Source organism: Aeromonas sp. 62-46 (genome assembly GCF_001898585.1).
Lineage (GTDB): Bacteria > Pseudomonadota > Gammaproteobacteria > Enterobacterales > Aeromonadaceae > Aeromonas > Aeromonas caviae.
This window is the reverse complement of record NZ_MKUI01000019.1, coordinates 78,241-103,268: the sequence shown is the minus strand read 5'-3', so window position 1 is coordinate 103,268 and position 25,028 is coordinate 78,241. Positions and strand designations below refer to the sequence as shown.

The 25,028-nt window shown below is 64.4% G+C and carries 24 protein-coding genes; 11 read left to right on the top strand and 13 right to left on the bottom strand.

The genetic code is table 11. The features are described 5' to 3' along the window. Positions 1-35 precede the first annotated feature (35 nt). The 3 genes from BGO64_RS07200 to bioH form a co-directional block, all read right to left on the bottom strand. The gene (locus BGO64_RS07200) at positions 36-797 is read right to left on the bottom strand and encodes a putative metalloprotease CJM1_0395 family protein (RefSeq protein WP_103244085.1); all 762 of its coding nucleotides are present in this window, start codon (positions 795-797) and stop codon (positions 36-38) included. 1 nt (position 798) lies between these two features. Next, positions 799-1,032 carry a flagellar biosynthesis protein FlgE gene (locus BGO64_RS07195; protein ID WP_286700402.1) on the bottom strand — a complete coding sequence of 78 codons (234 nt, stop codon included), beginning with the start codon at positions 1,030-1,032 and terminating at the stop codon, positions 799-801. A gap of 72 nt (positions 1,033-1,104) precedes the next feature. After that, a complete protein-coding gene (gene bioH / locus BGO64_RS07190) occupies positions 1,105-1,869 on the bottom strand; it encodes a pimeloyl-ACP methyl ester esterase BioH (protein WP_041212176.1) in 765 nt (254 codons plus the stop codon). Between the two features lie 38 nt (positions 1,870-1,907). Here bioH and BGO64_RS07185 point away from each other — a divergent pair, with 38 nt between their 5' ends. Both BGO64_RS07185 and nfuA read left to right on the top strand, forming a co-directional pair. Further along, entirely contained in the window at positions 1,908-2,636 is a 729-nt protein-coding gene (locus BGO64_RS07185) for a ComF family protein (RefSeq protein WP_286700401.1), read from the top strand. Between the two features lie 148 nt (positions 2,637-2,784). Beyond that, a complete protein-coding gene (gene nfuA / locus BGO64_RS07180; RefSeq protein WP_010672549.1) occupies positions 2,785-3,363 on the top strand; it encodes a Fe-S biogenesis protein NfuA in 579 nt (192 codons plus the stop codon). Between the two features lie 83 nt (positions 3,364-3,446). Here nfuA and gpsA read toward each other — a convergent pair whose 3' ends face one another. The 3 genes from gpsA to BGO64_RS07165 are packed head-to-tail and all read right to left on the bottom strand — an operon-like array spanning position 3,447 to position 5,403. Continuing rightward, on the bottom strand, positions 3,447-4,451 hold the full coding sequence (gene gpsA, locus BGO64_RS07175) for an NAD(P)H-dependent glycerol-3-phosphate dehydrogenase (protein WP_045522395.1): 1,005 nt from the start codon (positions 4,449-4,451) through the stop codon (positions 3,447-3,449). Positions 4,452-4,453: 2 nt separating this feature from the next. Continuing rightward, positions 4,454-4,924 (bottom strand): protein-export chaperone SecB, encoded by a 471-nt coding sequence (gene secB, locus BGO64_RS07170; protein ID WP_010672547.1) that lies wholly within the window; start codon positions 4,922-4,924, stop codon positions 4,454-4,456. A gap of 47 nt (positions 4,925-4,971) precedes the next feature. Then, entirely contained in the window at positions 4,972-5,403 is a 432-nt protein-coding gene (locus BGO64_RS07165; protein WP_010672546.1) for a rhodanese-like domain-containing protein, read from the bottom strand. Positions 5,404-5,751: 348 nt separating this feature from the next. On the opposite strand from BGO64_RS07165, the gene gpmM reads away from it, so the two are divergent. Continuing rightward, positions 5,752-7,281 carry a 2,3-bisphosphoglycerate-independent phosphoglycerate mutase gene (gene gpmM, locus BGO64_RS07160; RefSeq protein ID WP_266142615.1) on the top strand — a complete coding sequence of 510 codons (1,530 nt, stop codon included), beginning with the start codon at positions 5,752-5,754 and terminating at the stop codon, positions 7,279-7,281. A gap of 9 nt (positions 7,282-7,290) precedes the next feature. After that, a complete protein-coding gene (locus BGO64_RS07155) occupies positions 7,291-8,694 on the top strand; it encodes a peptidoglycan DD-metalloendopeptidase family protein (protein ID WP_274798926.1) in 1,404 nt (467 codons plus the stop codon). Positions 8,695-8,899: 205 nt separating this feature from the next. Here the strand turns inward: BGO64_RS07155 and BGO64_RS07150 are convergent, their stop codons facing one another. Continuing rightward, positions 8,900-9,550: a Qnr family pentapeptide repeat protein gene (locus tag BGO64_RS07150; protein WP_214003614.1), complete on the bottom strand. Its 651-nt coding sequence runs from the start codon at positions 9,548-9,550 to the stop codon at positions 8,900-8,902. Between the two features lie 88 nt (positions 9,551-9,638). Here BGO64_RS07150 and BGO64_RS07145 point away from each other — a divergent pair, with 88 nt between their 5' ends. Next, positions 9,639-10,646: a substrate-binding domain-containing protein gene (locus tag BGO64_RS07145; RefSeq protein WP_039039499.1), complete on the top strand. Its 1,008-nt coding sequence runs from the start codon at positions 9,639-9,641 to the stop codon at positions 10,644-10,646. A gap of 110 nt (positions 10,647-10,756) precedes the next feature. Further along, positions 10,757-11,146, top strand: coding sequence for a nuclear transport factor 2 family protein (locus BGO64_RS07140; RefSeq protein ID WP_041214080.1), 390 nt, complete (start codon positions 10,757-10,759; stop codon positions 11,144-11,146). A 55-nt stretch (positions 11,147-11,201) separates the two neighbouring features. On the opposite strand, the gene BGO64_RS07135 is transcribed toward BGO64_RS07140, so the two are convergent. The 4 genes from BGO64_RS07135 to BGO64_RS07120 form a co-directional block, all read right to left on the bottom strand. After that, the gene (locus BGO64_RS07135; RefSeq protein ID WP_286700400.1) at positions 11,202-11,894 is read right to left on the bottom strand and encodes a helix-turn-helix domain-containing protein; all 693 of its coding nucleotides are present in this window, start codon (positions 11,892-11,894) and stop codon (positions 11,202-11,204) included. Positions 11,895-12,032: 138 nt separating this feature from the next. Further along, entirely contained in the window at positions 12,033-12,674 is a 642-nt protein-coding gene (locus tag BGO64_RS07130) for a bifunctional 4-hydroxy-2-oxoglutarate aldolase/2-dehydro-3-deoxy-phosphogluconate aldolase (protein ID WP_286700399.1), read from the bottom strand. 9 nt (positions 12,675-12,683) lie between these two features. Continuing rightward, on the bottom strand, positions 12,684-14,480 hold the full coding sequence (edd, locus tag BGO64_RS07125; RefSeq protein ID WP_042015255.1) for a phosphogluconate dehydratase: 1,797 nt from the start codon (positions 14,478-14,480) through the stop codon (positions 12,684-12,686). A gap of 60 nt (positions 14,481-14,540) precedes the next feature. Continuing rightward, positions 14,541-15,050, bottom strand: a complete 510-nt coding sequence (locus BGO64_RS07120; protein WP_039039504.1) for a gluconokinase — start codon at positions 15,048-15,050, stop codon at positions 14,541-14,543. A gap of 165 nt (positions 15,051-15,215) precedes the next feature. Between BGO64_RS07120 and BGO64_RS07115 the strand changes: the two genes are divergently transcribed. The 4 genes from BGO64_RS07115 (at position 15,216) to BGO64_RS07100 (ending at position 22,639) form a co-directional block, all read left to right on the top strand. Next, a complete protein-coding gene (locus tag BGO64_RS07115) occupies positions 15,216-16,577 on the top strand; it encodes a GntP family permease (RefSeq protein ID WP_223918078.1) in 1,362 nt (453 codons plus the stop codon). Between the two features lie 152 nt (positions 16,578-16,729). Continuing rightward, positions 16,730-18,079, top strand: coding sequence for a CDP-diacylglycerol--serine O-phosphatidyltransferase (gene pssA, locus BGO64_RS07110; RefSeq protein WP_041212167.1), 1,350 nt, complete (start codon positions 16,730-16,732; stop codon positions 18,077-18,079). 175 nt (positions 18,080-18,254) lie between these two features. Beyond that, positions 18,255-20,324, top strand: a complete 2,070-nt coding sequence (gene recG, locus BGO64_RS07105; RefSeq protein WP_221436186.1) for an ATP-dependent DNA helicase RecG — start codon at positions 18,255-18,257, stop codon at positions 20,322-20,324. A gap of 254 nt (positions 20,325-20,578) precedes the next feature. Further along, on the top strand, positions 20,579-22,639 hold the full coding sequence (locus BGO64_RS07100) for an AsmA family protein (RefSeq protein WP_286700398.1): 2,061 nt from the start codon (positions 20,579-20,581) through the stop codon (positions 22,637-22,639). A gap of 46 nt (positions 22,640-22,685) precedes the next feature. On the opposite strand, the gene BGO64_RS07095 is transcribed toward BGO64_RS07100, so the two are convergent. After that, the gene (locus BGO64_RS07095; RefSeq protein ID WP_010672532.1) at positions 22,686-23,594 is read right to left on the bottom strand and encodes a bifunctional GNAT family N-acetyltransferase/hotdog fold thioesterase; all 909 of its coding nucleotides are present in this window, start codon (positions 23,592-23,594) and stop codon (positions 22,686-22,688) included. Positions 23,595-23,767: 173 nt separating this feature from the next. Here BGO64_RS07095 and BGO64_RS07090 point away from each other — a divergent pair, with 173 nt between their 5' ends. Continuing rightward, positions 23,768-24,448, top strand: coding sequence for a methyltransferase domain-containing protein (locus BGO64_RS07090; protein WP_113978098.1), 681 nt, complete (start codon positions 23,768-23,770; stop codon positions 24,446-24,448). A gap of 65 nt (positions 24,449-24,513) precedes the next feature. Here BGO64_RS07090 and dtd read toward each other — a convergent pair whose 3' ends face one another. Next, entirely contained in the window at positions 24,514-24,951 is a 438-nt protein-coding gene (gene dtd, locus BGO64_RS07085; RefSeq protein ID WP_039039510.1) for a D-aminoacyl-tRNA deacylase, read from the bottom strand. Positions 24,952-25,028: the final 77 nt, after the last annotated feature.

The following is a 25,028-nucleotide window of genomic DNA, read 5'->3' as shown; positions in this document are numbered from 1 at the left end:
CGAAAGGGGCTTTTTCATGCCTGTACTGAGCGGGATCAAACGTCCTGACTCAGGCTATGCGGGGAGGCTGGCCTCACCGCTTGCTGATAGTGCCTGGCAATCACCTGGTTTCGATTGTCCATATAAGCACCGAGCGGGCCTGTGGTTTCCTGCCTGAGGGTCATCAGATCCTTGCGGGCCTGTGCCTCCTTGCCAGAGGCGGCGCGGGCCACACTCATGTCTTGTGACGATGGTTCATCGGGAGCCAGTGCAGCGGCACGCACCTGCTGCATCTTGGCGATGGTCGCGGCGGGATCCCCGGGAATGGTCCCCGTGTCGATGACCACCTCCCCCCCGGTGGCATAACGCTTGCCATCCGGCCCACGGGAAAACTGGTAGGTAGGGCTCCCCGCATGCTCGCCGCCGGCTGCCTGGTGAGCCTGTTCGTGCTTGCGAACTTCGAGATCCCGTTCGACCAGCGCAGCCACCTGACGCTGCTGCTTTTGCTGCTCCTGCTGTTCACCCTCCTGACGTTGTCGACGCTCCCCCTCCTCCCCCGTTGCCTCGACAAAACGGTGCGCCACCATCACGGGGCCGGTCTGGCCGTTCTCTTTCGTGGACGAGGATGGGGCGGCGGGATTGGCCTGGGCGGCCCGGGATCTCTCTTTCTGGGAGCCGACTCCGGACTCGGCGTTGGACGCCTCGCTCTGGCGGCTGGGGGGCACCAGTTCTGCGCGGCGGTTGTCAGTCTGTGCCGATTCCGTCTGCGGCTGCAGTTGATTCGGAATGATGGTCGGCAGACTGACGTTGATGTTCATGTCACACCCGGATATCGATCAGGGTGCCCAGCATGTCGCTGGCCGTCTGGATCACCTTGGCGGATGCCCCGGCATGCAGCTCGGCCGCCTTGAGATTCACCAGTTCATCCGGCAACTGCACCTGATCACCCGCTGGCGTATTGAGACGGGCGATCTGGCTGGAAGCCTGGCCCGCCAACTGCTCGGCCCGTTGGAACCCCTGCACGCCCGCCGTCATGGCTGATTCGATACGCATTGGCACACTCCTCTGTAGGGTTGGCTAATTATCCATCAACCTGACGAGTTATTGAAGCCTGCCGCTCAAATCTCAGTCAATGAACTGCCGCAGGAGGGTGATGAACTGCTCTGGATGGGAGATGAAGGGGGCATGGGATGCCTTCTCCAGCACCAGACTGTGGCTGGCAGGGTAACGCGCATCCAGCAAGGGAATGGCGGCCTTCGGCACCAGGGTATCCAGCCTGCCGTAAAGACGCAGCCAGGGCAGATCCAGGCCGATCAGTTCATCCCGCAGATCGACCTCGGCCAACAGGCCCAGACCCGCCTCCAAGGCCGCAAGCCGGGGAGCGGGTCGCTCCGCCAGCCAGTGACGCAACTGGCGAATGTCATTTCTGGCGTGCTCGCTGCCCATGGCCTGGATCGCGAGGAAGCGCTCTATGGTCTGCATGAAGTCGCCGGCCAGCATCTGGTTGAACCCCGCCAGCACCTTGGGGGCAATCCCGGGCCACTCGTCGCGGGCCATGAAGCAGGGAGAACTGGCTACGGTAATGAGAGAGTGAAGGCGTTCAGGCATGGTCAGCGCCAACTGACTCGCCACCAGACCACCGAGGGACCAGCCGAGCAGATGGCATTTTTCAGGCAATATGGCCGCCACCTGCTCTGCCAGCCAGGGCAGGGTGTAGTCTGTCCCTGCTTGCAGGGGGCTGTTGCCAAAGCCGGGCAGGTCCACCAGATGCAGCCGATAGTGGGCAGCCAGTTCTTGGGCAATACCGTGCCAGACGGCCCCGTTCATGCCCCAGCCATGCAACAACACCAGGTCCGGGCCCTGGCCAAACCGCTCAACCGATACGCTCATCTAGACTCAAGATCCCTGTTTATCTGCTTGGAGCCTGCATGTTAAAGCGGCTGCTCGCCAAAGCAAGTCCGATCCTTGGCACCCAGTCCGACTGGCTCGGTCTGTGCCTGCTCTGTCGCCAACCCTGTGACGACACGCCCTTGTTGTGCTCCTGGTGCCGCCACGCCCAGCGCCAACACGACAGACGATGCCTGATGTGTGCAGCACCGCTGCCGGAGCAACATCGCGAGAGCGAACTGCTGTGCGGACGCTGCCAGCGCAGACCCGCCCCCTGGGAGCGTTTGCAGGTGATCGGCGATTATCAGGCACCTTATACCCAACTCATCCCCCGGCTGAAGTATTCCGGTCAGATCCTGCTCGCGCCGCTGCTTGCCCGCCTGCTGGCAGACCATCTGGATCTCGCCAACCCGCCGCAGGTCATCATTCCGGTTCCCCTGCACTGGTGGCGCCAGTGGTGGCGAGGCTTCAACCAGGCAGAAGAAATCGGCCATGCCCTGAGCGCACTCACCGGCATTCCTTGCGACACCCGCGTACTGTGCCGGACAAGGTCGACCCCGCAACAGACCCGGCTCAGTGCCGGCCAGCGGCGACGCAATCTGCGTGGCGCCTTCGAAATGGCACCTCACCACTACCGGCATGTGGCACTGCTCGATGATGTGGTCACCACGGGCGCCACCGCAGGTCAGCTCACCCGGTTGCTTCATGAGCACGGCGTCACTACGGTAGAGGTGTGGGCCATCTGCCGTACCCTCCGACACCTGAAATAACCGGGCAGGGATCCGGCCCGGGAGTCCGCTGGCGGCATGATTCCGATACGCCCGGGCTCACAGGCTCGCCATCGGCACGCTACCCAAGCCCCGCCAAGCGAGTTATCATGAATACCCTAGTCGTACACTCAGGTTTATGAGGATAGTGATGATCAGCATTTCCGACACCGCCCAGGCCCACTTCCGCAAGTTGCTGGAGAAGCAGCCTGATGGCACCAACATCCGGGTGTTTGTGGTCAATCCGGGAACCCAGAATGCCGAGTGCGGCGTATCCTATTGCCCACCCGACGCGGTCGATCCGGAAGATCAGCACCTGCCCTTCAGCGGCTTCGACTGCCTGGTCGATCCCCTGAGCGCCCCCTTCCTGGTGGATGCCACCATCGACTTCGTCACCGATCAGATGGGCTCCCAGCTCACCCTGAAAGCCCCCAACGCCAAGATGCGCAAAGTGGCCGACGACGCCCCGCTGATCGACCGTATCGAATACGTGTTGATGTCCGAGGTGAACCCCATGCTGGCCGGTCACGGCGGCAAGGTCACCCTGGTCGAGCTGACCGACGACAAACTGGCCATCCTGCAGTTCGGCGGCGGTTGCAACGGTTGCTCCATGGTCGACTACACCCTGAAAGAGGGGATCGAGAAGCAGTTGCTGGAGAAATTCCCGGGCGAACTCAACGGCGTCAAGGATGCCACCGAGCACCAGCGCGGCGATCACTCCTACTACTGATTTGCTGCCGCTGTCGCAAAGACATGCGGCAAAGAAAAGGCCCCGCCAGCTGGCGGGGCCTTTTGCATTCTGCAGCGGGCGGATCACTCGTCCTTCTTGTCTCGCGACAGCAGGGCGATGGCCGCCTCTTTCGGATTCTTGCCTTCGTACAGCACCTTGAAGATCTGCTCGCAGATGGGCATCTCGACGCCACAGCGGGCCGCCAGCAGATGCACCTCCTTGGTGTTGCGATAGCCTTCCACCACCTGGCCTATCTCGGTCATGGCGGTGTTCACATCCTTGCCGGCCCCGAGGGCCAGCCCGAAGCGACGGTTGCGCGACTGGTTGTCGGTACAGGTAAGCACCAGATCCCCGAGCCCCGCCATCCCCATGAAGGTCTTGGCGTCGGCACCCAGCGCAGCGCCCAGACGCTGCATCTCTACCAGGCCCCGGGTGATGAGCGCGGTCCTGGCGTTGGCGCCAAAGCCGAGTCCGTCAGAGAGACCGGCACCGATGGCGATGACGTTCTTGACCGCCCCGCCCAGCTGCAGACCGATGAAGTCCGGATTGGTATAGACCCGGAACGAGCGGCCGCAGTGCAGCAGGTGGGAGAGATCGTCGGCAAAGTCGTCGTGGGTCGAGGCCACCGAGATGGCGGTCGGCAGACCGGCGGCCAGCTCGCGGGCGAAGGTCGGGCCCGAGATGACCGCCAGTGGAATGGCATCCCCCAGCACCTCCCGCGCCACCTCTTGCAGCAGACGGCCGCTATCCGGCTCCAGCCCCTTGGTGGCCCAGGCGATCCGGGTATCCGGGCGCAGGAAGGGTTTGACCCGGGCCAGTACCTGGCCGAACACATGGCTCGGCACCACCAGCAGCAGCACGGGAGCGGCTTGCACCGCCGCCTGTAGATCCGACGTCAGTTGCAGATCGGCCGGGAAGGGGACATCCGGCAAGAATGCCTTGTTGCAGCGATCCTGTTCCAGCTCGGCGACATGGGCAGGGTCGTGACCCCACAGCAGGGTCGGATGACCATTGCGCGCCAGAGAAATGGCAAGGGCGGAGCCATAAGACCCCGCCCCCAGGACCGAGATTGCGATCTGGTCGGCCATTATCAGGCTTCCGCAGTCGCCTGCTGGGCCTGTACCTGCGCCATGTGCTGGGCGAACAGGGCGTCGAAGTTGACCGGAGCCAGGTTCAGTTGCGGGAAGGAACCCTTGCTCACCAGGTTGGACACCGCTTCGCGGGCATACGGGAACAGGATGTTCGGGCAGAAGGCCGCCAGGCAGTGGGCCAGTTGCGGCTCCGGCAGGTTGCCGATGGTAAAGATGCCGGCTTGCTGCACTTCACACAGGAAGGCAGTCTCGGTTTCCAGCTTGCAGGTGACAGTCAGGGTCAGCACCACTTCATAGACGCTGTCGGCCAGGACATTGGTCTTGGTGTCCATGTCCAGCTTGACGTCCGGCTGCCACTCTTTCTGGAAGATGTGCGGGGTATTCGGGGCTTCGAAGGAGACATCCTTGGTGTAGACACGCTGGATGTGGAATTCCGGTTGCACTTCCTGGTTGTTGATTTCGTCAGCCATTTCGTTTGATTCCTTTTTAAGATAATGAGTGGGCGCAGGCCCTTAAATCAGCGTTTTTTGGTCACCGGCAGATTGTCTGCACGCCATTGGGCCATGCCACCGCTGAGCACATACACCTGCTTGAAACCGGCCTTGCTCAGTTGGCGACCCGCGCCACCAGCGGTCATCCCCGACTCGCACACCACTATGATGGGGGCATCCTTGTGCTTTTCAACCGGGCCCAGATTATTCGCCTGGATCTGGGCGAGCGGCAGGTGATGGGCCCCGGCCAGATGGCCCTTGGCAAATTCATCCTGACTGCGAATGTCCACGACGGTGGCATTTTCACGGTTGATAAGCAGGGTAGCGGCGTGGTTGTTGACCGCCTTCACCGGAGAAAAACGAGCACGCACAGTGGTATACACCAGTGTGCCTGCCAGGCCCAACCAGGCTGCGGTCAGCAGCGGATTGCGGGCCGCGAAATCCAAATACTCTTGCATCTTCTACTATCCAGGGACCAAGACAAGGGCCCGAGTATACATGGGGCCCTGCATAAGATCAGCCATCTTGGCGGCAAAGCGAGAGCAAGCTCCCATCAGGGATGGCTGCCGATTCTTCCTCCTCCAACCGGGCCGAACGAGAGGATGCGCCATGCCGAAAAGAGGGGGGAAACAGAGGAAAACCCGCCGAGGCAGACAAGCCGGCAACATGCCTAAAACAGCGGGATAACAGTTAAAAAGCGAGGCTGGAGAGGGACTTGGCTATCAGGTGACTATTTCGGCAGATGTAGTAATATTACGCTAGTTTCACTTCCCGCAATTCATTCCTATCCGAGAGGACATAGCCTTATGTCAACAGCTAAGAAACCGCTGGTTCTGGTCATCATGGACGGTTGGGGCTACAGCACCAAGCAAGAGTACAACGCCGTTGCTGCTGCCAAGACCCCCAACCTGGATCGCCTGGCCCGTGACTACACCAGCACCCTGATCTCCGGCTCCGGCCTGGACGTGGGTCTGCCGGACGGCCAGATGGGCAACTCCGAAGTCGGCCACACCAACATCGGTGCCGGTCGCGTCGTCTATCAGGAGCTGACCCGCATCTCCAAGGACATCCAGGACGGCGACTTCTTCCAGAACGTCGAGCTGGCCAAGGCTGTCGACGCTGCCGTGACCAAGGGCAAGGCCGTGCACATCATGGGGCTGATGTCCCCGGGTGGCGTACACAGCCACGAAGAGCACATCATGGGCATGATCGAGATGGCCGCCAAGCGTGGCGCCGAGCAGATCTACTTCCACGCCTTCCTGGATGGCCGCGACGTCCCGCCGCGCAGTGCCCAGTCCTCCATCGAGCTGTTCGACGCCCTGTTTGCCCGACTGGGCAAGGGTCGTTTCGCCTCCATGATCGGTCGTTACTACGCCATGGACCGCGACAACCGCTGGGATCGCGTGCAGCAGGCCTATGACCTGATGACCCAGGGCAAGGGCGAATTCACCGCCGACAACGCCACCGACGCGCTGGCCGCCGCCTATGCCCGCGACGAGAACGACGAGTTCGTCAAAGCCACCCGCATCGGCGACGCTGTACCGATGATCGACGGCGATGCGCTGATCTTCATGAACTTCCGCGCCGACCGCGCCCGCGAAATCACCCGCGCCTTCGTCGACAGCGACTTCACCGGCTTCGCCCGCACCGCCACCCCGGCCCTGCACTTCGTGATGCTGACCGAATACGCGGCCGACATCAAAACCGCCTGTGCCTATCCGCCCACCGCCCTGGTCAATACCCTGGGTGAGTGGCTGGCCAAGCAGGGCAAGACCCAGCTGCGCATCTCCGAGACCGAGAAGTACGCCCACGTCACCTTCTTCTTCAACGGTGGCGAAGAGGCCTGCTTCAGCGGCGAAGATCGCGAAATCGTGGCGAGCCCGAAAGTGGCTACCTATGACCTGCAGCCGGAGATGAGCTCCGAAGAGCTGACCGACAAGCTGGTTGCGGCCATCAAGAGCGGCAAGTACGACGTCATCATCTGCAACTACCCGAACGGCGACATGGTCGGTCACACCGGCGTGTTCGATGCGGCCGTCAAAGCCTGTGAAGCGGTCGACCACTGTATCGGTCGCGTCACCGACGCCCTGGCGGAAGTGGGTGGCGAGTGCCTCATCACCGCCGACCATGGCAACGCCGAGAAGATGATGGACGAAGAGACGGGTCAGGCCCACACCGCCCACACCAATCTGCCGGTTCCCCTCATCTACTTCGGTCGTAAAGCCGAGGTCGCCGAAGGTGGCAAACTGTCCGACCTGGCCCCCACCATGCTGACCCTGATGGGTCTGCCGGTGCCGCCGGAAATGACTGGCAAGCCCCTGATGATTCTGAAATAATCCTGCCCCATGCGGGGATGCGAAATTATTTCACAGAAAACCAGTCGCGTCGGCCTGTTGGCCGGCGCGCTGTTTTTTTGCCTGATCGGCGGTACCGGCACAGCCCAGGCTGCGAACCAGCAGCTGGGGGCCATGCAGTCCCAGATCAAGGAACAGCAACAGACCCTCAAGCTCAGCAAGCAGGAGCTTGCCAAGCTCAACACCCAGCTCAAGGCTGACGAGCAGGCCATTTCGGCTGCCGCCGCCAAACTCGAGCAGACCAGACAGCAACTCCGGCAGAACCAGCAGAAGCTGGCGTCCCTGCAGCAGGACAAGCTGGCACTGGAGCAACAAGCCAAACACCAGAAGCAGTTGCTGGCCAAGCAGGCGGAAAGCGCCTTCCAGGCGGGCAACCACGATTACCTCAAACTGCTGCTCAACCAGCAGGATCCGGCCAAGCTGAGCCGCGCCCTCGACTATTTCGACTACCTCAACAAGGCCCGTATCGAGGCCATTGAAGCCCTGCGCGCCACCCGTGACAAGCTGGCCAAGAACCAGCAGGCCACCAGGGAGACCGAGAACCGCCTCCAGACCCTGCTCGGCGAGCAGCAGGAACATCACCAGAGCCTGCTGGCCAGCCAGCAGAGCCGTGCCAAGGTGCGCAACCAGTTGCAGCAATCGGTGCAGGCCGACGAGCAGAAGCTCGACAAGCTGGTCAAGGCGGAGAAGGCGCTCAAGGCACGGCTGGAAGAGCTGCGTCGTCAGCAGGAAGAAAAGGAACGCCGCGAACGGGCCGAGCGGGAGCGCCTTGCCAAGATCAAGGCCGAGCAGGAGCGCCAGCGCCGTCTGGAGGCCCAGCGCCTGGCAGCCGAACAGAAACGCATCGAGGAGCAGCAGCGGATCGCCGCCCAGCAGCGCCAGGTCGGCGAACAGCAGCGGCTGGCGGCCCAGCAGCAACGCGTCGCCGAACAGCAGACCAAGGTGGCGCAGCAGCAAGCAGCCGCCCGCAACAGCGCCAAGGCAAGCAGCAACGGCTACGGCGGTCTGAGCACGGGTGGCAACCTGCGCTGGCCGGTGCAGGGCCCCATCCTCATCTCCTACGGCTCGCCACGTACCGCCGAGCTGAAGTGGAAGGGCACCCTGATCGGCGCCAGCGAAGGGACCCAGGTCAAGGCGGTGGCACCGGGACAGGTGGTCTACGCCGACTGGCTCGACGGCTTCGGCATGCTGCTGGTCATCGACCACGGCAAGGGTTACATGAGCCTCTACGGCCACAATCAGTCGCTGCTGCGACAGGTGGGACAAAAGGTGGAGCAGGGTGAGCCCGTGGCCCTGGTCGGCGACAGCGGCGGACAGGAGCGCTCCGGCCTCTACTTCGAGATCCGCTATCAGGGCGAGGCCATCAACCCGACCAAGTGGCTGGCCAGACGCTAAGCCCGCCTTGGCGGTGCCCGATCGGAGTCCGCTACCTCATCCCCAGCCCTTCTCCCGCGAGGGGAGCAGGGAGCAAAAGACAGCAACACCGCGTCGTTTACCACTTCACCTGACAAAAAGTCTGCATCGCGCAGACTTTTGCTTGCCAGGGGGGGCACCACACCGCCCGCCCCGATGATGAAAACTTACCTCTTTTCCACCCCGCTCAGGGGAAGACCACCAGCCCGATCTGCTCCAGCAGCCCCTGCTGCTGATCTTCATTGATCTGCACCCCGGCGAGGTTGACCCGGCGCAGATCCAGACCGGGCAGATCGCACTGGCGCAGATCGCAGCCTTGCAGGTTGAAGCTGGTCCAGTCGATTTGCCCGAACTCGGAGCCGCTGAGATCCGAGCCCGCCAGGGAGGCGCCCAGCAGGTTGGCCCCCTGCCAGCGGTTGCCGGCAAGCTCGCACCGCTCCAGCAGGCAGCTTTCGAAGTTGGCGTAGCTGAAGTTGTTGCCGGTGAGGTGGGCCTCGCAGAAATAGCTTTTGGCAGTGATCCGGTTGGCGAAGCTGGCATGGGCGAAGTTGATCCCCATGGCCTGGCAGTCGCGCATCTCCAGCCCAAGACACTGGCTGCGGCCGAAGTCCGCCAGGGTGAGATCGCAGCGCAGGAAGCTCGCCTCCCGCAGATCGCAGCCCTGAAACAGGCATCCCAATTCCCGTTCCCTGTCATAGAAGCTGCAGTCGACGAAGCGGCACTCCCCGAGATCGAGCCAAGAGAAGTGACAGCCGATGAAGCGGCACCCCTGGAACTGCTCCCCCTCCACCTCCTGCTGCTCGAAGTGGATCCCCTCGAAACACCTGCCCTTGATCATCCCCTGCCCCCTGTTGATGGCGTCATATGCTGACATTGCCGTGCAAAAACGGTAATGTTACGTGTAACATTTTTTGCCGGATCCCCAGATGAACGACACCCGCAAGCGCCGCCCTACCCTGCAGGACATTGCCGACCTGACCGGTGTCACCAAGATGACCGTCAGCCGCTACCTGCGCGACCCGTCCGCCGTGGCCGAAGGGACCCGCGAGCGCATCGCCGCCGCGGTGGAGGAGCTCGGCTACATCCCGAACCGGGCGCCGGACATGCTGTCGAACGCCACCAGCAAGGCGATCGGCATCCTGATCCCCTCCCTCTCCAACCAGGTCTTCTCGGCGGTGATCCACGGCATCGAGGCGGTGACCCGGCCCGCCGGCTACCAGACCCTGCTCGCCCACTACGGCTACAGCCCGGAGCGGGAGGAGGAGCAGGTCGCCTCGCTCCTCTCCTACAACGTGGACGGGCTCATCCTCTCGGACACCCAGCACACCGAGCGCACCCGCAAGATGATCGCCACCGCCGGCATCCCGGTGGTGGAGACCATGGATCTGCCCCTCTCCCCCATCGACATGGTGGTGGGCATGGATCACCGGGCCGCCGCCCGGGCCATGGTAACAGAGATGCTGCGCCGGGGACGGCGCAAGGTGATCTACCTCGGCGCCCGGCTCGACGTGCGCACCCAGTTGCGAATGGAAGGCTACTACCAGGCGATGGCCGATTTCGGTCTGACCGGCCAGCACCTGCTGACGGAGCAATCCTCCAGCTTCACCCTGGGGGGAGAGCTGCTGGCCCAGGCCATGGCGCGCTTCCCCGATCTCGACGGCCTGTTCTGCACCAACGACGACCTGGCAGTGGGGGCCCTGCTGCAATGCCAGGCCAGGTGGATCCCGGTGCCCCAGCAGGTGGCCATCGCCGGCAGCAACGCCCTCGACATCGGCCACGCCATGACCCCCAAGCTCGCCAGCATCGTTACCCCCCGCGAGACCATAGGTCGCGAAGCCGCCATCATGCTGCTGGCCCGCCTCGGCGGCCAGCCGCTGGCGACCAGGTGCAAGGACATCGGCTTCTCCCTCTATGAGGGGGAAAGCCTCGGCTGATCCCCGGCCATCATGGCGCGTTCGACCGCCATGATGGCGCCTTCTCCCCTCTCCCCTCGCCGTCCCCTGGCCTATGCTGGCTCCTCCATCCCCCCTGTCAGGAGCAGACCATGCACCACACCGAACGATTGAAAGCCTGCCTGCAGCGCGTCATCTGTGATCCCGCCTTCCCCCTGGCGGAGCTCGACGCCTGGTTCACCCCCGACTACTGCCAGGAGGTGAACGGCGAGCGGCTCGACTACCCGGCGTTTCACCAGCACATCGCCACACTGCGCCGCCATCTGGCCGGGGCGAGCATCGAGTTTGTCGCCACCCTGGCGCAGGGGGAGCGGGTGCACTCGACCCATGTGGTACGGGCCACCCGCCAGGACGGCGGCACCCTGGTCTGCAAGGTGAGCGGCCTCTTCACCTTTCGCGGCGATCGGATCTGCCACACCGACGAGGTGACCTGTCTGCTGGCAGGCAGCAAGGAGGATGCAGATATCGGCTCGCGGCGCTGACTGCCGGCAACCCGCAGACACCGCCATGGCGAGCAGGAAGGCAGACAATGCGCCCTCAGGCCGCCGGTTCGCGCCGGGCAAGGCGCTGGAGGGCGCGGGACAAGGCACCGGGATCCTCGTAGCCGAGCCGATCGGCGATCTGGGCCAGCGTGAGCCCCCGGTGCTGCAACTGGCGCGCCCGTCCCAGCACCACCAGCTCCCGCCACTGGCGAAAGCTGCACCCCAGCTGCTGGAGGAAGAGCCGGTTGAGGGTGCGCACCGAGGCGCCGCAATCTGCCGCCAGCGCCGTCAGCGTCAGATGGATGGCGGGCGCTTGGCACACCCTGTCCAGCACCCGCAACAGGCGCGGGTCCAGCTCACCGGTGAGGGGAATGCGCGCCGCGAGCGGGTCGGCGCGCTCCAGCTCCTGGCCAAGCACCGTCAGATAGGCTCCCTTCACCTCCTCCTCGGCCAGCTCGGGCAGGCGGGCGAAGAGGCCCGCCAGCAGCGGGCTGGCCTGCAAGGGGCCGAAGGCGGTGCGGGCCGACGTCGGCACATAGAGGAGGGAGAGCCGGGAGCGGCGCAGCACGCGAAACTCGTGCTCCCACCCCGCCGGAATAAAGCAGATCTGGCCCGCCACCAGCAGTTCTCCCTCCCCTCGCCCCGTGATGATGCCGCCCCCGTCGTGCAGATAGCAGTATTGGGCATGGGGGTGGCAGTGCAGCGCGGTGAAGTGCCCTTGCGGGTAGGATGGATGCAGACAGGACATGAAGGCTCCAGGGGAGAGGGGCGGCCCCCGACCTTAAGCCAGGGCGAGGCCGGAAGCAAACGGCCCACCCCCTCCGGGGGCGGAAAAACAGCAGGCCACCCGGGGGTGGCCTGTTTAATTTTTCTAAACGATATTTGCTTAGCGTTTAACCAATTCAACCGCTTCCCGGGAGAAGCGGGTCACCTCCTCCCAGTTGCCGCTCTTGACGGCGTCTGCCGGCAGCATCCAGGAGCCGCCGACGGTGGCCACACATTTCAGCGCCAGGTAGTCGGCCACGTTTTTCGGGCCGATGCCGCCGGTGGGGCAGAATTTCACCTGGGGCAGGGGCGCCGCGATGGCGGAGAGTGCCTTGGTGCCGCCGTTCGCCTCGGCCGGGAAGAATTTGAGGTGGTCGTAGCCTGCTTCCAGCGCCTGCATCACCTCGGACGGGGTGGCCACGCCCGGGATCAGCGGCGCCGTGCTCTTGGCCGCGTGGGCCAGCAGGGCCGGGGTCATGCCCGGGGAGATGACGAAGCGGGCACCGGCAGCGACGGCGGCATCAAACTGCGCGCAGTTGAGCACGGTACCGGCACCGACCATGGCATCCGGCATCGCCTTGGCGATGAGGGCGATGGCGTCCAGCGCCACCGGGGTGCGCAGGGTGATCTCGAACACCGAGATGCCGCCATCCAGCAGGGCCTTGGCCATGGGCAGGGCCTGCTCCAGGTCGTTGATGACCATCACGGGTACCAGGGGGGAGGCGGCAAACACCTCGGCAGGGGTCACTTTCCAGTTCTGCATAGCTCTTCCTTAGTCAAAGATGGTGGCGCCGCACTCGGCGCTCGATACCGCGCGACGCATCACGCTGAACAGTTCACGGCCCCACCCCTCTTGTTCCAGGGTGAGGTCGATCTCGGCCTGGGTACGGCCGCTCAAATCGGTCAGGCAGTCGAGGCGGCCAGACTCGGCATCCACCCGCAGCAGGTCGCCATCGGCGAGCAGGCCGATGGCCCCGCCGTGCAGCGCTTCCGGGGTGACGTGGATGGCGGCCGGGATCTTGCCGGAGGCGCCGGAGAGGCGGCCGTCGGTGACCAGGGCCACCTTGTGACCCGCCTTCTGCAGGTTGCCAAGCACCGGCATCAGCTTGTGCAGCTCCGGCATGCCGTTGGCGGCCGGGCCGTTGTGGCGCACCACGATGACGGCGTCCTGGTTCAACTCACCGGCCTTGTAGGCCGCCTCCACCGCATGCTGGGAGGAGAAGACCCGGGCCGGGGCCTCGATGACCCGATACTCGGGCGCGACGGCGGAAACCTTGACCACGGCGCGGCCCAGGTTGCCCGCCAGCAGCTTGGTGCCGCCGGTGGCCTGGAACTCGCTGCCAGAGGGAGAGAGCACGCTCGGATCCGCGCTCTCGCCCACCGGTTGCCACACCAGCTTGCCATCCACCAGTGCCGGACGGCTGAGGTAGTCCTGCATCTCGCCGAAGACCGGGGTGGCATCCAGGTGGATCAGCCCCTCTTCGGCCAGACGACGCATCAGGCCGGGCACGCCCCCCGCCTGTTCGAAGGCGTTGACGTCCGCCGGGCCGTTCGGGTACATGCGCACCAGGAGCGGCACCACGTCGGAGAGATCGCTCAGGTCGTCCCAGGTCAGCTCCAGCCCGGCGGCGCGGGCCAGCGCCACCATGTGGATGCTGTGGTTGGTGCTGCCGCCGGAGGCGAGCAGGGCCACCAGGCCGTTGACCAGGGCGCGCTCGTCGATCACCGCACTCAGGGGACGATAGGCCGGGGAGCCCGGGATCATGGCGCTGATGCGGCGGGCCGCTTCCTCGGTGAGGGCGTGGCGCAGCTCGCTGTGCGGATGCACGAAGGCGGAGCCCGGCAGCATCAGGCCCATGGCTTCGAACACCAGCTGGTTGGTGTTGGCGGTGCCGTAGAAGGTGCAGGTGCCCGCCGCGTGGTAGGCGCCGCACTCCATCTTGAGCAGGGCGTCGCGGCCCACTTCACCGGCAGCGTACTGCTGGCGCACCTTTACCTTCTCGTCGTTGCTGATGCCGCTCGCCATGGGGCCGGCAGGCACGAAGGCGGTGGGCAGGTGGGCGTGGGAAAGCGCCCCCATGATCTGGCCCGGGGCAATCTTGTCGCAGATGCCGAGCAGCAGGGTGGCGTCGAAGGTGTTGTGGGAGAGGGAGACCGCGGTGGCCTGGGCGATGAGATCCCGGGAGAAGAGGGACATGTCCATCCCCGGCTGACCCTGGGTCACGCCGTCGCACATGGCGGGCACGCCGCCGGCAACCTGGGCACTGTGGCCGAGCTCCGCCAGGGCGCCCTTGATGATGTCCGGGTAGCCCTGATAGGGCTGATGGGCACTCAGCATGTCGTTGTAGGCGGTGACGATGGCCACGTTGGCGCGGGTCATGTCGAGGATGCGCCCCTTCTCGTCACAGCTCGAGGCGGCCACGGCGTGGGCCAGGTTGCCGCAGGAGAGGGAGGCGCGGGTCTTGCCCTGATCGGCCTGGCGCTGGATGCGGGCCAGGAAGCGGGCACGGCGGGCGGTGCTGCGCTCGCGGATGCGGTTGGTCACCTGGGTGATCACGGGATGGGTCATAGCTTTCTCTCCAACTCTATATACGGGCGCGGTCGGCCGCAGCCGGGCGCGCGACATGGCTCATTGCGCCTGCGTCAGCGCGGTGACGGCACGGTCGACCACCTGTTCGAAGGTCCCGTCGATATCGATGCGAAACACGCCGGGCTCGCCATCCGGTCGCTCCAGGGTATCAAACTGGCTTTGTACCATGGCTTCGCGCATGAAGTGGCCCTGCCGTGCCCGCATCCGTTCGAGAATGAGGGACTGGCTGCCATCCAGAAACAGGAAACTCACCGAGTCGTTGCCCTCGCGGATCTGGTCGCGGTACTGCTTCTTGAGGGCCGAGCAGACGATGACGCCGAGCTCGTTCTTGCGCTCCAGGCTGTAGGCCGCATCGCGGATCCGCTCCAGCCAGGGGGCCCTGTCTTCGTCGTTGAGCGGGTTGCCCGCCGCCATCTTCTGGATGTTCGCGCGAGGGTGCAGATCATCGCCGTCGATGAACTTGGCCCCCAGGGCATTGGCCACCTTGAGGCCGATGCTGGACTTGCCGCTGCCACACACACCCATCACGATAATGCACTTGCCCGCCATTATTTGACCTCTCTCTCACTTTTCAAAAAACGTTCGCCTGATGGGTTCTAAGCTACCACGTTACCGGTAACATGTTACCGGTAACGTTTCGCAATGTGAAGTGCAGCACAGAAATGTGCAGAACAACAACTAGAACCATTTGAGGACAATTTTATGGACGGAGCAATGAACACACCCGATGTCGCCTATCTGCTCTCGGTAGCGGGCGGAGCCATTGTCATGTTGCTGGTGCTGATCATGCGATTCAAGGTACATGCCTTCGTGGCATTGACCCTGGTCAGCATGCTGACGGCCCTGGCCACCGGGGTCACCTATGACCAGGTGATCCCCACCATGCTGACCGGTTTCGGCGGCACCCTGGCCTCGGTCGCGCTGCTGGTCGGCCTCGGCGCCATGATAGGCCGGATCCTGGAGATGACGGGGGGCGCCAAGGTACTGGCCGATACCCTGATCAACCGCTTCGGCTCCCACCGCGCCCCCTTCGCGCTGGGTGTGGCCTCCCTGCTGTTCGGCTTCCCGATCTTCTTCGACGCCGGTCTCATCGTCATGCTGCCCATCATCTTCAGCGTGGCGAAGCAGTTCGGCGGCTCCGTCCTCAAGTATGCCCTGCCCTCCGCCGGTGCCTTTGCGGTGATGCACGCCTTCCTGCCGCCCCACCCGGGCCCGGTGGCCGCCAGCGAGCTGCTGGGTGCCAACATCGGTCTGCTCACCATCGTGGGCCTGCTGGTCGCGCTGCCCACCTGGTATCTGGGTGCTTACCTGTTCGGGCTCTGGTCCGGCAAGAAGTTTGAGCTGCCCCTGCCCCCGAGCTTCACTGCCAGTGCCGAGCAGCTCTCCGACAAGGCGCCGAGCTTCGGCCAGGTGATCTCCATCCTGCTGCTGCCGCTGGTGCTCATCTTCATGGATACCGGCCTCAATACCCTGAGCGTCATGGGCGTCATCGACAAGGGTGCGGACTGGGTCAACGTGCTGCGCATGGTCGGCAAGACCCCGGTCGCCCTGCTCATCACCGTGCTGTACGCCCTCTGGATGTTCCGCCAGAGCCAGGGCAAGGTGCAGCTCGAGAAGTTCTGCAACGACGCCCTGGCCCCGGTCTGCGCCGTCATCCTGGTCACCGGTGCCGGCGGCATGTTCGGCGGCGTATTGCGGGCGAGCGGCATCGGCACCGCGCTGGCCGACGTGCTCTCCGATACCGGCATGCCGGTGATCCTCGCAGCCTTCCTGGTGTCCGCCGCGCTGCGGGTCGCCCAGGGTTCCGCCACCGTGGCCCTGACCACCACCGCCGCCCTGATGGCGCCGACCGTGGCCGCCACCACCGGCCTGAGCGAGCTGGACCTGACCTTCATCGTCATCGCCATCGCCGGGGGCGCCACCGTGCTCTCCCACTTCAATGACTCCGGCTTCTGGCTGGTCAGCCGCTTCCTGAACATGGACGAGAAGACCACCCTCAAGACCTGGACCGTGATGGAGACCCTGCTCGGTACCATCGCCTTCCTCATCGTGGCCACGGCCAGCGCCATCCTCTGACGGAAACACATCGGGGCCGCATCCGTCGGCCCCGATGTGATATTGCACCGACTTTTTACGGATTCTTGCTTGGGCCCATCGCCACAGATTGCTAGAATTGCCTATTCTTCGCCCCGAGTGGAACGCTTCATCCCGTGATTTCAGGCTTCTCTATGCATTCATCGGCACATTATCGACAGTTGCTGACCCGCTTACCCCAGATCGCGGTTGCCGCGGATCAGTTCCAGATACTCAGCAGCGCCAAAGACTTCAAGAGCCGGATCCTGTCGCTCATCGCCCATGCGACACAGCGCATCTATCTGATCGCGCTCTATCTGCAGGATGACGAGGCGGGACGGGAGATCCTCTCCGCCCTCTATGCCGCCAAGCAGCGCAATCCCTCTCTCGACATCAAGGTGTTCGTCGACTTCCACCGCGCCCAGCGCGGCCTGATCGGCAAGGGCAAGCAGGGGGGCAACCACCTGATGTACCAGGCCATGGCCGCCAGCCACCAACACCAGATCGAGATCTACGGCGTGCCGGTCAAGGGCCGCGAGCTGCTCGGGGTGCTGCACCTCAAGGGCTTCATCTTCGACGACACCCTGCTTTACTCCGGCGCCAGCCTCAACGACATCTACCTGCACCAGCAGGAGCGCTACCGCTTCGATCGCTATCACCAGATCCACAGCCCGGCACTGACCCGCAGCATGGTCAACTACGTGGATGACGTCTTCCTCGGCAGCGAGGCCGTCCAGCGGCTGGATCGCACCGGCATCCCCGGCGCCAAGCAGCTCAAGGGACCGATCCGCCGCTTCAAGCAGCGCCTGCGCCTATGCCAGTACCGCTTCGAGAGCATCCAGCCCAACGATCGGGAGATCGCCGTGACCCCCATGGTGGGCCTGGGCAAGCGGGGCAACCAGCTCAACCGGATGATCCGCAACCTGGTGCGGGCCACCGAGCGGGAGATCTTCATCTGCACCCCCTACTTCAACCCCCCCAAGGAGTTGAACAAGGACGTGGAGGCACTGCTCAAACGCGGCTGCAAGGTGACCATCGTCGTGGGCGACAAGACCGCCAACGACTTCTTCATCCCCCCGGAGGAGAAGTTCTCCACCATCGGCGGTCTGCCCTATCTCTACGAGACCAACCTGCGCAAGTTTGCCGAGCGCAACCAGCACCACATCGACAACGGCCGGCTCAACCTCATGCTCTGGTGCTGCGAGAAGAACTCCTATCACCTCAAGGGGATCTTCGTGGATGAGGAGTGGGCCCTGCTCACCGGCAACAACCTCAATCCCCGAGCCTGGGCGCTGGATCTGGAGAACGGCCTGCTGGTACACGACCAGCACCATCACCTGCGCGAGCAGTTCAGTGCGGAGCGGGAGAACATCCTGGCCCACACCCGCCGCATCAGTCACTTCGACCAGATAGAGCAGATCAAGGATTACCCGGATCAGGTGCGCAAGCTGCTGGCCCGGATCCACAGGGTCAAGGCTCACCTCCTGCTCAAGCGCATCATCTGACCGCCAGGACGCCCCGTCAGTGAAAAGGCCTGCCGTTTCCGGCAGGCCTTTTTCATGGATAGCCCTCCCCCGCTCCCTTGCCCACCAGCCCGGAACGGCACAACGCGGCTTGCATCGAGGCCGCAACAACCCCTATCATCTGGACATATTTACAGTGTTTTCGGGCATCTAATTGATGAAATTGGATAAAATCTCCCTCGACAGCTTCAAGGGTGTCGGCAGCAAGATGCTGGAGAAACTCGAGCGGCTGGGGCTGGCCACGGTACAGGATCTGCTGTTCCACCTCCCCCTGCGCTACGAGGACCGCACCCAGGTGTGGCCCATCGGCGATCTGCCGCCCGGCCTGCACGGTGCCGTCGAGGGCGAGATCCAGGACACCCAGCTGGTGATGGGGCGCCGCCGCATGCTGGTGTGCCGTATCAGCGACGGCACCGGCAGCCTGACCCTGCGCTTCTTCAATTTCACCGCTGCCCAGAAAAACAGCCTGGCCCAGGGCCGCCTTATCCGCTGCTTCGGCGAGACCCGTCCCGGCAAGTACGGCCTGGAGATGGCCCACCCCGAGTACAAGCTGCTCGGCGAGGAGCAGGCCGGCCAGACCGAAGAGGCCCTCACCCCCGTCTACCCCACCACAGAGGGGCTGCGCCAGCTCACCCTGCGTAGCCTCACGGATCAGGCCCTGGCCCAGCTCGACCTCTACGGGGTCGAGGAGCTGCTGCCTGCCGGCCTCTATCCCCAGCAGATCGATCTTGCCGCCGCCCTGAAGCTGCTGCACCGCCCGCCTCCCTCGGTGGCGCTGGCCCTGCTCGAGAGCGGCCAGCACCCGGCACAGCAGCGGCTCGTACTGGAAGAGCTGCTGGCCCACAACCTCTCGGTCTTGAAGGTGCGGGCCCAGGCACAGACCCAGCTGGCCCGTGCCCTCAAGCCCGCTCCCGAGCTGGTCCGGCAGCTGCTCGGCGCCCTGCCGTTCACCCCCACCGGTGCCCAGAGCCGGGTGGTGGCGGAGATAGCCAGGGATCTGCAACAGAGCCACCCCATGATGCGCCTGGTCCAGGGGGACGTGGGCTCAGGTAAAACGCTGGTCGCGGCGCTGGCCGCCCTGCAGGCCATCGGCAACGGCTGCCAGGTGGGGCTGATGGCACCGACCGAGCTGCTGGCCGAACAGCACGCCATCAACTTCGCCAGGTGGCTGGAGCCGCTCGGCATCAAGGTGGGCTGGCTGGCGGGCAAGCAGAAGGGCAAGGCGCGGGAAGAGGCGCTGGCCGCCATTGCGGACGGCAGCGTCAAGATGGTGGTGGGCACCCACGCCATCTTCCAGGAGCAGGTGGTATTCCAGCGCCTCGCCCTGGTCATCATCGATGAACAGCACAGGTTCGGCGTGCATCAGCGCCTCGCCCTGCGAGAAAAAGGAGAGCGGGAAGGGGTGCATCCCCACCAGCTCATCATGACCGCCACCCCCATCCCCCGCACCCTGGCGATGACCGCCTATGCGGACCTCGACACCTCGGTCATCGACGAACTGCCGCCGGGCCGCACTCCCATTACCACGGTCGCCCTGCCGGACAGTCGCCGCCAGGACGTGATCGAGCGGGTGAGGCTCGCCTGCGAGGAGGGCAAGCAGGCCTACTGGGTCTGCACCCTGATCGAGGAGTCGGAGGTGCTGGAGTGCCAGGCCGCCGAAGACACTGCCGCCGAGCTGCAAACCCTGCTGCCCGGCCTGCACATCGGCCTGGTACACGGCCGGATGCGCCCCGTCGAGAAACAACGGGTGATGGAGGAGTTCAAGGCGGGCATACTGCAACTGCTGGTCGCCACCACCGTCATCGAGGTGGGGGTGGATGTGCCCAATGCCAGCCTGATGATCATCGAAAACCCGGAGCGACTGGGGCTGGCCCAGTTGCACCAGCTCCGCGGCCGGGTCGGGCGGGGGTCGGTCGCCTCTCACTGCGTGCTGCTCTATCATGCCCCCTTGTCCAAGACCGCCCAGAGCCGCCTCGGGGTACTGCGGGAGACCAATGACGGCTTTCTCATCGCCCAGCGGGATCTGGAACTGCGCGGCCCAGGCGAGCTGCTCGGTACCCGCCAGACCGGTCTGGCCGATCTCAAGATCGCCGATCTGGTGCGCGACCAGCCGCTCATCCCTCAGGTGCAGAAGATGGCGCGCTTCCTGATGGACAAACACCCGGCGCATGTCGAGCCCCTGATCCGCCGCTGGCTGGGCCTGCGAGACCACTACTCCAATGCTTGACCAAGGCAGATGCAGAAGAGGGTCAACTTGCCTGATGGATAAACACCCGAGCCATGTCGAGCCCCTGATCCGCCGCTGGCTGGGCCTGCGGGACCACTACTCCAATGCTTGACCAAGGCAGATGCAGAAGAGGGTCACCTTGCCTGATGAATAAACACCCGAGCCATGTCGAACCCTTGGTACGATGCTGGCTCGGTCTACGGGATCACTACTCGAATGCCTGACCAAGCAACAGAAACAGGAGGAAAGCACTGATGAATTCCTGGCTGCGCGGCCTGCTCTACACCCTCGCCTTCCTGCTGCTCTTTGTCTGGGTCGGTCTCGGCCTGTTCGATGCCGAGCGCGCCAAAGGCCCCATCGCCAACTGGCTCAGCCAGCAGACCGGGGTGCCCGTCACCATAGGCCGGCTGGTGTTCAATCCGCTGCACCCCTACACCCTGCTGGCGGAACAGGTGCGCTATGGGGATGCGGTACAGCTGGAAAAACTCTATCTGGAGATCGAGCACATCGACTGGTTGAACCGGGATGTGCGCATCGCCCACCTGGACCTCATCCGTCCCGTTATCAAGCTGCCGCTCCCCAACCAGTTGCCAAGCCTGCCGGTTCACTCCCTCACCATCAGCGACAGCACCATCGACAACCTGAGCCTGCAGAGCGAGGCCCTGACCCTGCGCGGCCTCAGTGCGTCCCTGAGTGACTGGGAACTGATCGACCCAAGACGCCAGCCCCAGGCCAACCTCACCCTGGGCATCAACCAGCTGGAGAGCCCCATGTTCACCCTGGCCCGTCTCAGCCTCAAGGGGCGGCTGGAGGGGCAGGTGCTCAGCACCGACAGACTGACCACCAACCTGTTCGACGGCCTGCTCGAGACCGGCATGGTGCTGAACTGGCCAGAGCGCAGCCTGCAACTGCACGGTCTCAAGGCCCGCGCCATGCGCCTCGAGCTTGGTGACATACCCCCTGGCGAGTTCCCCCTGCGCCGCATCACCCTGGACAGGGGTCAGCTTGCCCAGATGAGCATCAATGCCATCGATCAGGAGCTCTCCCTCAACAACTTCAACGGCCAGCTCACCGCCTTCGACTGGCAGGCGGGCAGCCAGCCCAGCGGCTATCTGGCGGGCACCCTGGGCGACATGGGCCGCGGCTTGTTCCAGCTTGAGGCCGTCGAGGGCAAGCTCGCCTTCTCCCCCCGGCAGCTGGATGCCGAGCTGCGGGGCAAGGCATACGAAGGGGAGTTCAACGTCGAGCTGGCTCTCGACACCCAGCAGCAGAAGCTCACCCTGAAGGATCTGGCCCTGAGCGGCATGGACATCAGTTTGCCCCAGGGGTGGTGGCAGGATTGGCAGGGCTGGCGCCCGCAACAGATCGACATCCGCAAACTGGCCTTCGACAAGCTCAAGGTACTCTCTTTCGACGACACCCTGCCCCTCTCCCTGACCGGCTGGCAACTCTACCTGAACGATCTCGCCCTGCGGGGCAACCAGCCAGGCCCCCTGCTGGGGCGCGCCCGCATCGAGAGCAAGTGGTTCGAGCTGGTGTGGGACGGTCTCAGTGCTCGCAACGGCACCCTGGATGGCGAGCTGACCCCCAGCTCCTGGCAGCTCAACACCCTCGCCACCTCCCTGCCCGACGAGGGCTCCCTCAACCTGAGCGGCCAGTGGGGCAGGACGCCCGGGCAGGAGAGCCGCCTGCAGTTGCAGGGCAAGCAGCTGGATCTGGAGCAGTGGGGCAAGTTGCTGCGCTCCCCCGTCTCCTTCGCGGGCAAGGTGGATCTGGCGGCAGATCTGCAAGCCGACCTCAACGGGCAGCCCGGCGAGCAGACGGCCAACTGGCGCCGGACCCTTCAGGGCAGCCTGAGCCTGGAGAGCAAGGATCCCTTCTGGGACAAGGTCGGCATCGACCCCCTGCTGGATGACTGGTTCAGGGAGCAGACCCCCCCCGATCTGACACCGCAGACGCTGTGGCAGGCGATGCAGCGCGGAGACACCCCCTTCTATCAGATCAGGCTGGATGCCAGGGCGGAGCAGGGCAAGGTGCGGATCGAGCAAGGTGGCGCCTCCACCATCACCCACCTGCTGGCGCTGCAAGGGGGTGTCGACCTGGCCGCAGACCAGTGGCAGCTCGACCTCGGGGTCCTGAACAAGGGGCGCTGCGCCGAGCTGCTCGCCCGCTGGCGCGGCCCCCTCAATGCGCCCGACCTGGGCTGGAGTTTCCCCACGGGACAGGACGCCTGCGGCTGGGAGGCGGGTGTGCGCTACCCCGCCCAGGGACGAAGCGGCCCGCTCTGGCGCCCACGGCCACCCGCCGCCCAATAACGAACAAGGCCTCGCGAAGAGGCCTTGTTGCTGTGAACATCAGGGATCAGCGTGCGCCGCGCTTGATGGGCAGCACCACGTACTGACCGACAAACTCCACCGCCAGCTTGCGGCCACTGAACAGCTGCACCCGCAGGCTGAACTTGGCGGACTCTCCGCCCCTCAGCGGCTCGAGCACGGCGGGCATGCCCTCCCGGGCCACCCGAGCCTCCGGTTCTTCGCTCACCGGCCGGTAATACTTGATGTTGCCCTCGGCCAGCACGGTATCCCCTCCCAGCCCTGCCTCCTTGAGCTGCAACCAGATGAGACCCCAGCCCGCCAGCACGCACTGGCTGTAGATGCTGCCGGCGAACATGGTGTCGTGGACGTTGAGATTGGCCGCCAGGTTGGCCTTGAGGTGGAAGGTCTGGCCATCGTAGTGGGTGATGTGCACCCCCATCTTCTCGCTGATGGGAATACCCCGCGACCAGCGGGTGGTGAGATCCTGGCACCACTCCGGACGGTACTGGATGGTCTGCATGGGACTCAGGGACTTGATCATCTGGCGGTGAGGGATGCGGCCGAAGGAGACGGGGCCTTCCCCTACCTCGAGGAAGCCGCAGCGGCGATAGAACTCCACCGCCTCCTGGCGGGCGTTCATCACCAGCCGTTTCACCTTCTCGTCGCGGGCAAGCTGTTCGAGATCCTCCACCATGCGGGCGCCCAGCCCCTGGCCGCGAAATTCGGGTCGCAGCGCCATAAAGCGGATCTGGGCTTCATCGCCGCCCACAAAGAGGCGACCCACGGCGATGGGCGTTCCGTCGGGGGAGAGCATCAGCCGGTGAATGGCAACGGTATCGTACTCGTCACGCTCGGAGCCAAGGGGCAGATTGAAGGGTTTGCGCAGTAGTTCCCAGCGCAACTGATAGTAAGCATCCAGCTCCGCTGGTGTTTCTGGGGTGACTACCCGGTACATAAAGCGATCCTTGAGTGTGCGCCGACTGGCAGATGGAAGGACTGACGCAACCATTTCTCCCGGCGCAGCCTGTAGTAGGTATCCAGCTCGGCTGCCGTTTGGGGGGTGACCACCCGGTACATAACAACATCCTTGAGTTACACTGGTCGAAAGCCATCTTGCCGTGCAAATTCATGGACTTCAATCTGCAAGCGTACCAAGCCGATCACTTATTGCACCTCAGTGCCAAACCCGAACGCCGCGTTTCGGTGCTTGAAAATGCCCGTCATCGCTGGCTGGAAATGGACGGCGTGGTGCAATCCGCCATGAGCCTCCACCAGCCGGCCCGCCTCTGTCTGCCTCATCAACGGAGCATCGCGGAGCAGTTGCCAAAGCAGGCAAGCCGGATCCTGGAGCTGGGGCTGGGCGGAGGGGATCTCACCCGTCACCTGGCGGCACGCTGGCCCGATGCCCGCCACGACTGCGTGGATCTGGATGCCGAGATCCTCACCCTGTTCCAGCAGTTCTTTCTCCCCTCGTCAGGGGGCTCGCCTCGACTGCATCACGCCGATGCGCTGCACTTCCTGCACCAGAGCCAGGAGAGCTACGATCTGGTGCTGCTGGATTTGTTCAGCCAGGACGGCAACCCCCTGCTGCTCTTCCAGGCTCCGCTCTATCAGGCGCTGGCCAGCCGCCTGAGCGGAACCCTCATCATCAATCTGCTGCCCCGCACCCGGCTCGAACAGACACAGGCTCTGCGACTGGCAGAGGAGTGGATAGGCCCGACCCACGTCCACGACGTGCCCGGCTACCGCAACGTCATCCTGCACGCGACCCGTCAGCATGGCCAGGGCGGGCGAGCACCGGCAGGGTGAAGAACCTGCGAAGTGTGCAGGCATCGCGTCCTGCCCTCCGGTGAGGCCTGCCCTGCCTGCCACCCTTATACCTGCAGCCAGAAGGTGACGGGGCCGTCGTTGAGCAGCCTGACCTTCATGTCGGCGGCAAAACGGCCGGTTTCGGTCGGCACGCCGCTCTCCCTGGCGCGAGCCACGAAGTACTCATAGAGTCGCTCGGCATCTGCGGGATGGGCGCCACCGGAGAAGCTGGGTCTCATCCCTTTGCCGGTATCCGCCGCCAGGGTGAACTGGGAGACCACCAGCAGGCTGCCACCCACCTGACTCACGTTGAGGTTCATCTTGCCGTTCTCGTCAGAGAAGATGCGATAGCCGCTCACCTTGTGCAGCAGCTTGTCGGCCTTGGCCTCGTCATCCCCCTGCTCCACCCCGAGCAGCACCAGCAACCCCTGGCCGATGGCCCCGGTCACCTCTCCCTCTACCGTTACGCTGGCCTCGCTGACCCGCTGAATCAGTGCAATCACATCCCTCTCCTCTCAAAACAGCACGACCGCCCATCCTGCGGGATGAGCGGTCGTCGATGCTACCAATAAATGCCCTG

Coding starts and splice junctions, on each gene's coding strand:
- nfuA (WP_010672549.1), top strand. CDS start 2,785: ATGATCAGCATTTCCGACACCGCCCAGGCCCACTTCCGCAAGTTGCTG.
- BGO64_RS07100 (WP_286700398.1), top strand. CDS start 20,579: ATGAATTCCTGGCTGCGCGGCCTGCTCTACACCCTCGCCTTCCTGCTG.
- BGO64_RS07135 (WP_286700400.1), bottom strand. CDS start 11,894: ATGTCCTGTCTGCATCCATCCTACCCGCAAGGGCACTTCACCGCGCTG.
- BGO64_RS07165 (WP_010672546.1), bottom strand. CDS start 5,403: ATGCAAGAGTATTTGGATTTCGCGGCCCGCAATCCGCTGCTGACCGCA.
- BGO64_RS07145 (WP_039039499.1), top strand. CDS start 9,639: ATGAACGACACCCGCAAGCGCCGCCCTACCCTGCAGGACATTGCCGAC.
- BGO64_RS07195 (WP_286700402.1), bottom strand. CDS start 1,032: ATGCGTATCGAATCAGCCATGACGGCGGGCGTGCAGGGGTTCCAACGG.
- BGO64_RS07120 (WP_039039504.1), bottom strand. CDS start 15,050: ATGGCGGGCAAGTGCATTATCGTGATGGGTGTGTGTGGCAGCGGCAAG.
- BGO64_RS07115 (WP_223918078.1), top strand. CDS start 15,216: ATGAACACACCCGATGTCGCCTATCTGCTCTCGGTAGCGGGCGGAGCC.
- BGO64_RS07185 (WP_286700401.1), top strand. CDS start 1,908: ATGTTAAAGCGGCTGCTCGCCAAAGCAAGTCCGATCCTTGGCACCCAG.
- BGO64_RS07150 (WP_214003614.1), bottom strand. CDS start 9,550: ATGATCAAGGGCAGGTGTTTCGAGGGGATCCACTTCGAGCAGCAGGAG.
- gpsA (WP_045522395.1), bottom strand. CDS start 4,451: ATGGCCGACCAGATCGCAATCTCGGTCCTGGGGGCGGGGTCTTATGGC.
- bioH (WP_041212176.1), bottom strand. CDS start 1,869: ATGAGCGTATCGGTTGAGCGGTTTGGCCAGGGCCCGGACCTGGTGTTG.
- secB (WP_010672547.1), bottom strand. CDS start 4,924: ATGGCTGACGAAATCAACAACCAGGAAGTGCAACCGGAATTCCACATC.
- pssA (WP_041212167.1), top strand. CDS start 16,730: ATGCATTCATCGGCACATTATCGACAGTTGCTGACCCGCTTACCCCAG.
- recG (WP_221436186.1), top strand. CDS start 18,255: ATGAAATTGGATAAAATCTCCCTCGACAGCTTCAAGGGTGTCGGCAGC.
- BGO64_RS07200 (WP_103244085.1), bottom strand. CDS start 797: ATGAACATCAACGTCAGTCTGCCGACCATCATTCCGAATCAACTGCAG.
- BGO64_RS07090 (WP_113978098.1), top strand. CDS start 23,768: ATGGACTTCAATCTGCAAGCGTACCAAGCCGATCACTTATTGCACCTC.
- BGO64_RS07130 (WP_286700399.1), bottom strand. CDS start 12,674: ATGCAGAACTGGAAAGTGACCCCTGCCGAGGTGTTTGCCGCCTCCCCC.
- BGO64_RS07140 (WP_041214080.1), top strand. CDS start 10,757: ATGCACCACACCGAACGATTGAAAGCCTGCCTGCAGCGCGTCATCTGT.
- BGO64_RS07155 (WP_274798926.1), top strand. CDS start 7,291: ATGCGGGGATGCGAAATTATTTCACAGAAAACCAGTCGCGTCGGCCTG.
- gpmM (WP_266142615.1), top strand. CDS start 5,752: ATGTCAACAGCTAAGAAACCGCTGGTTCTGGTCATCATGGACGGTTGG.
- BGO64_RS07095 (WP_010672532.1), bottom strand. CDS start 23,594: ATGTACCGGGTAGTCACCCCAGAAACACCAGCGGAGCTGGATGCTTAC.
- edd (WP_042015255.1), bottom strand. CDS start 14,480: ATGACCCATCCCGTGATCACCCAGGTGACCAACCGCATCCGCGAGCGC.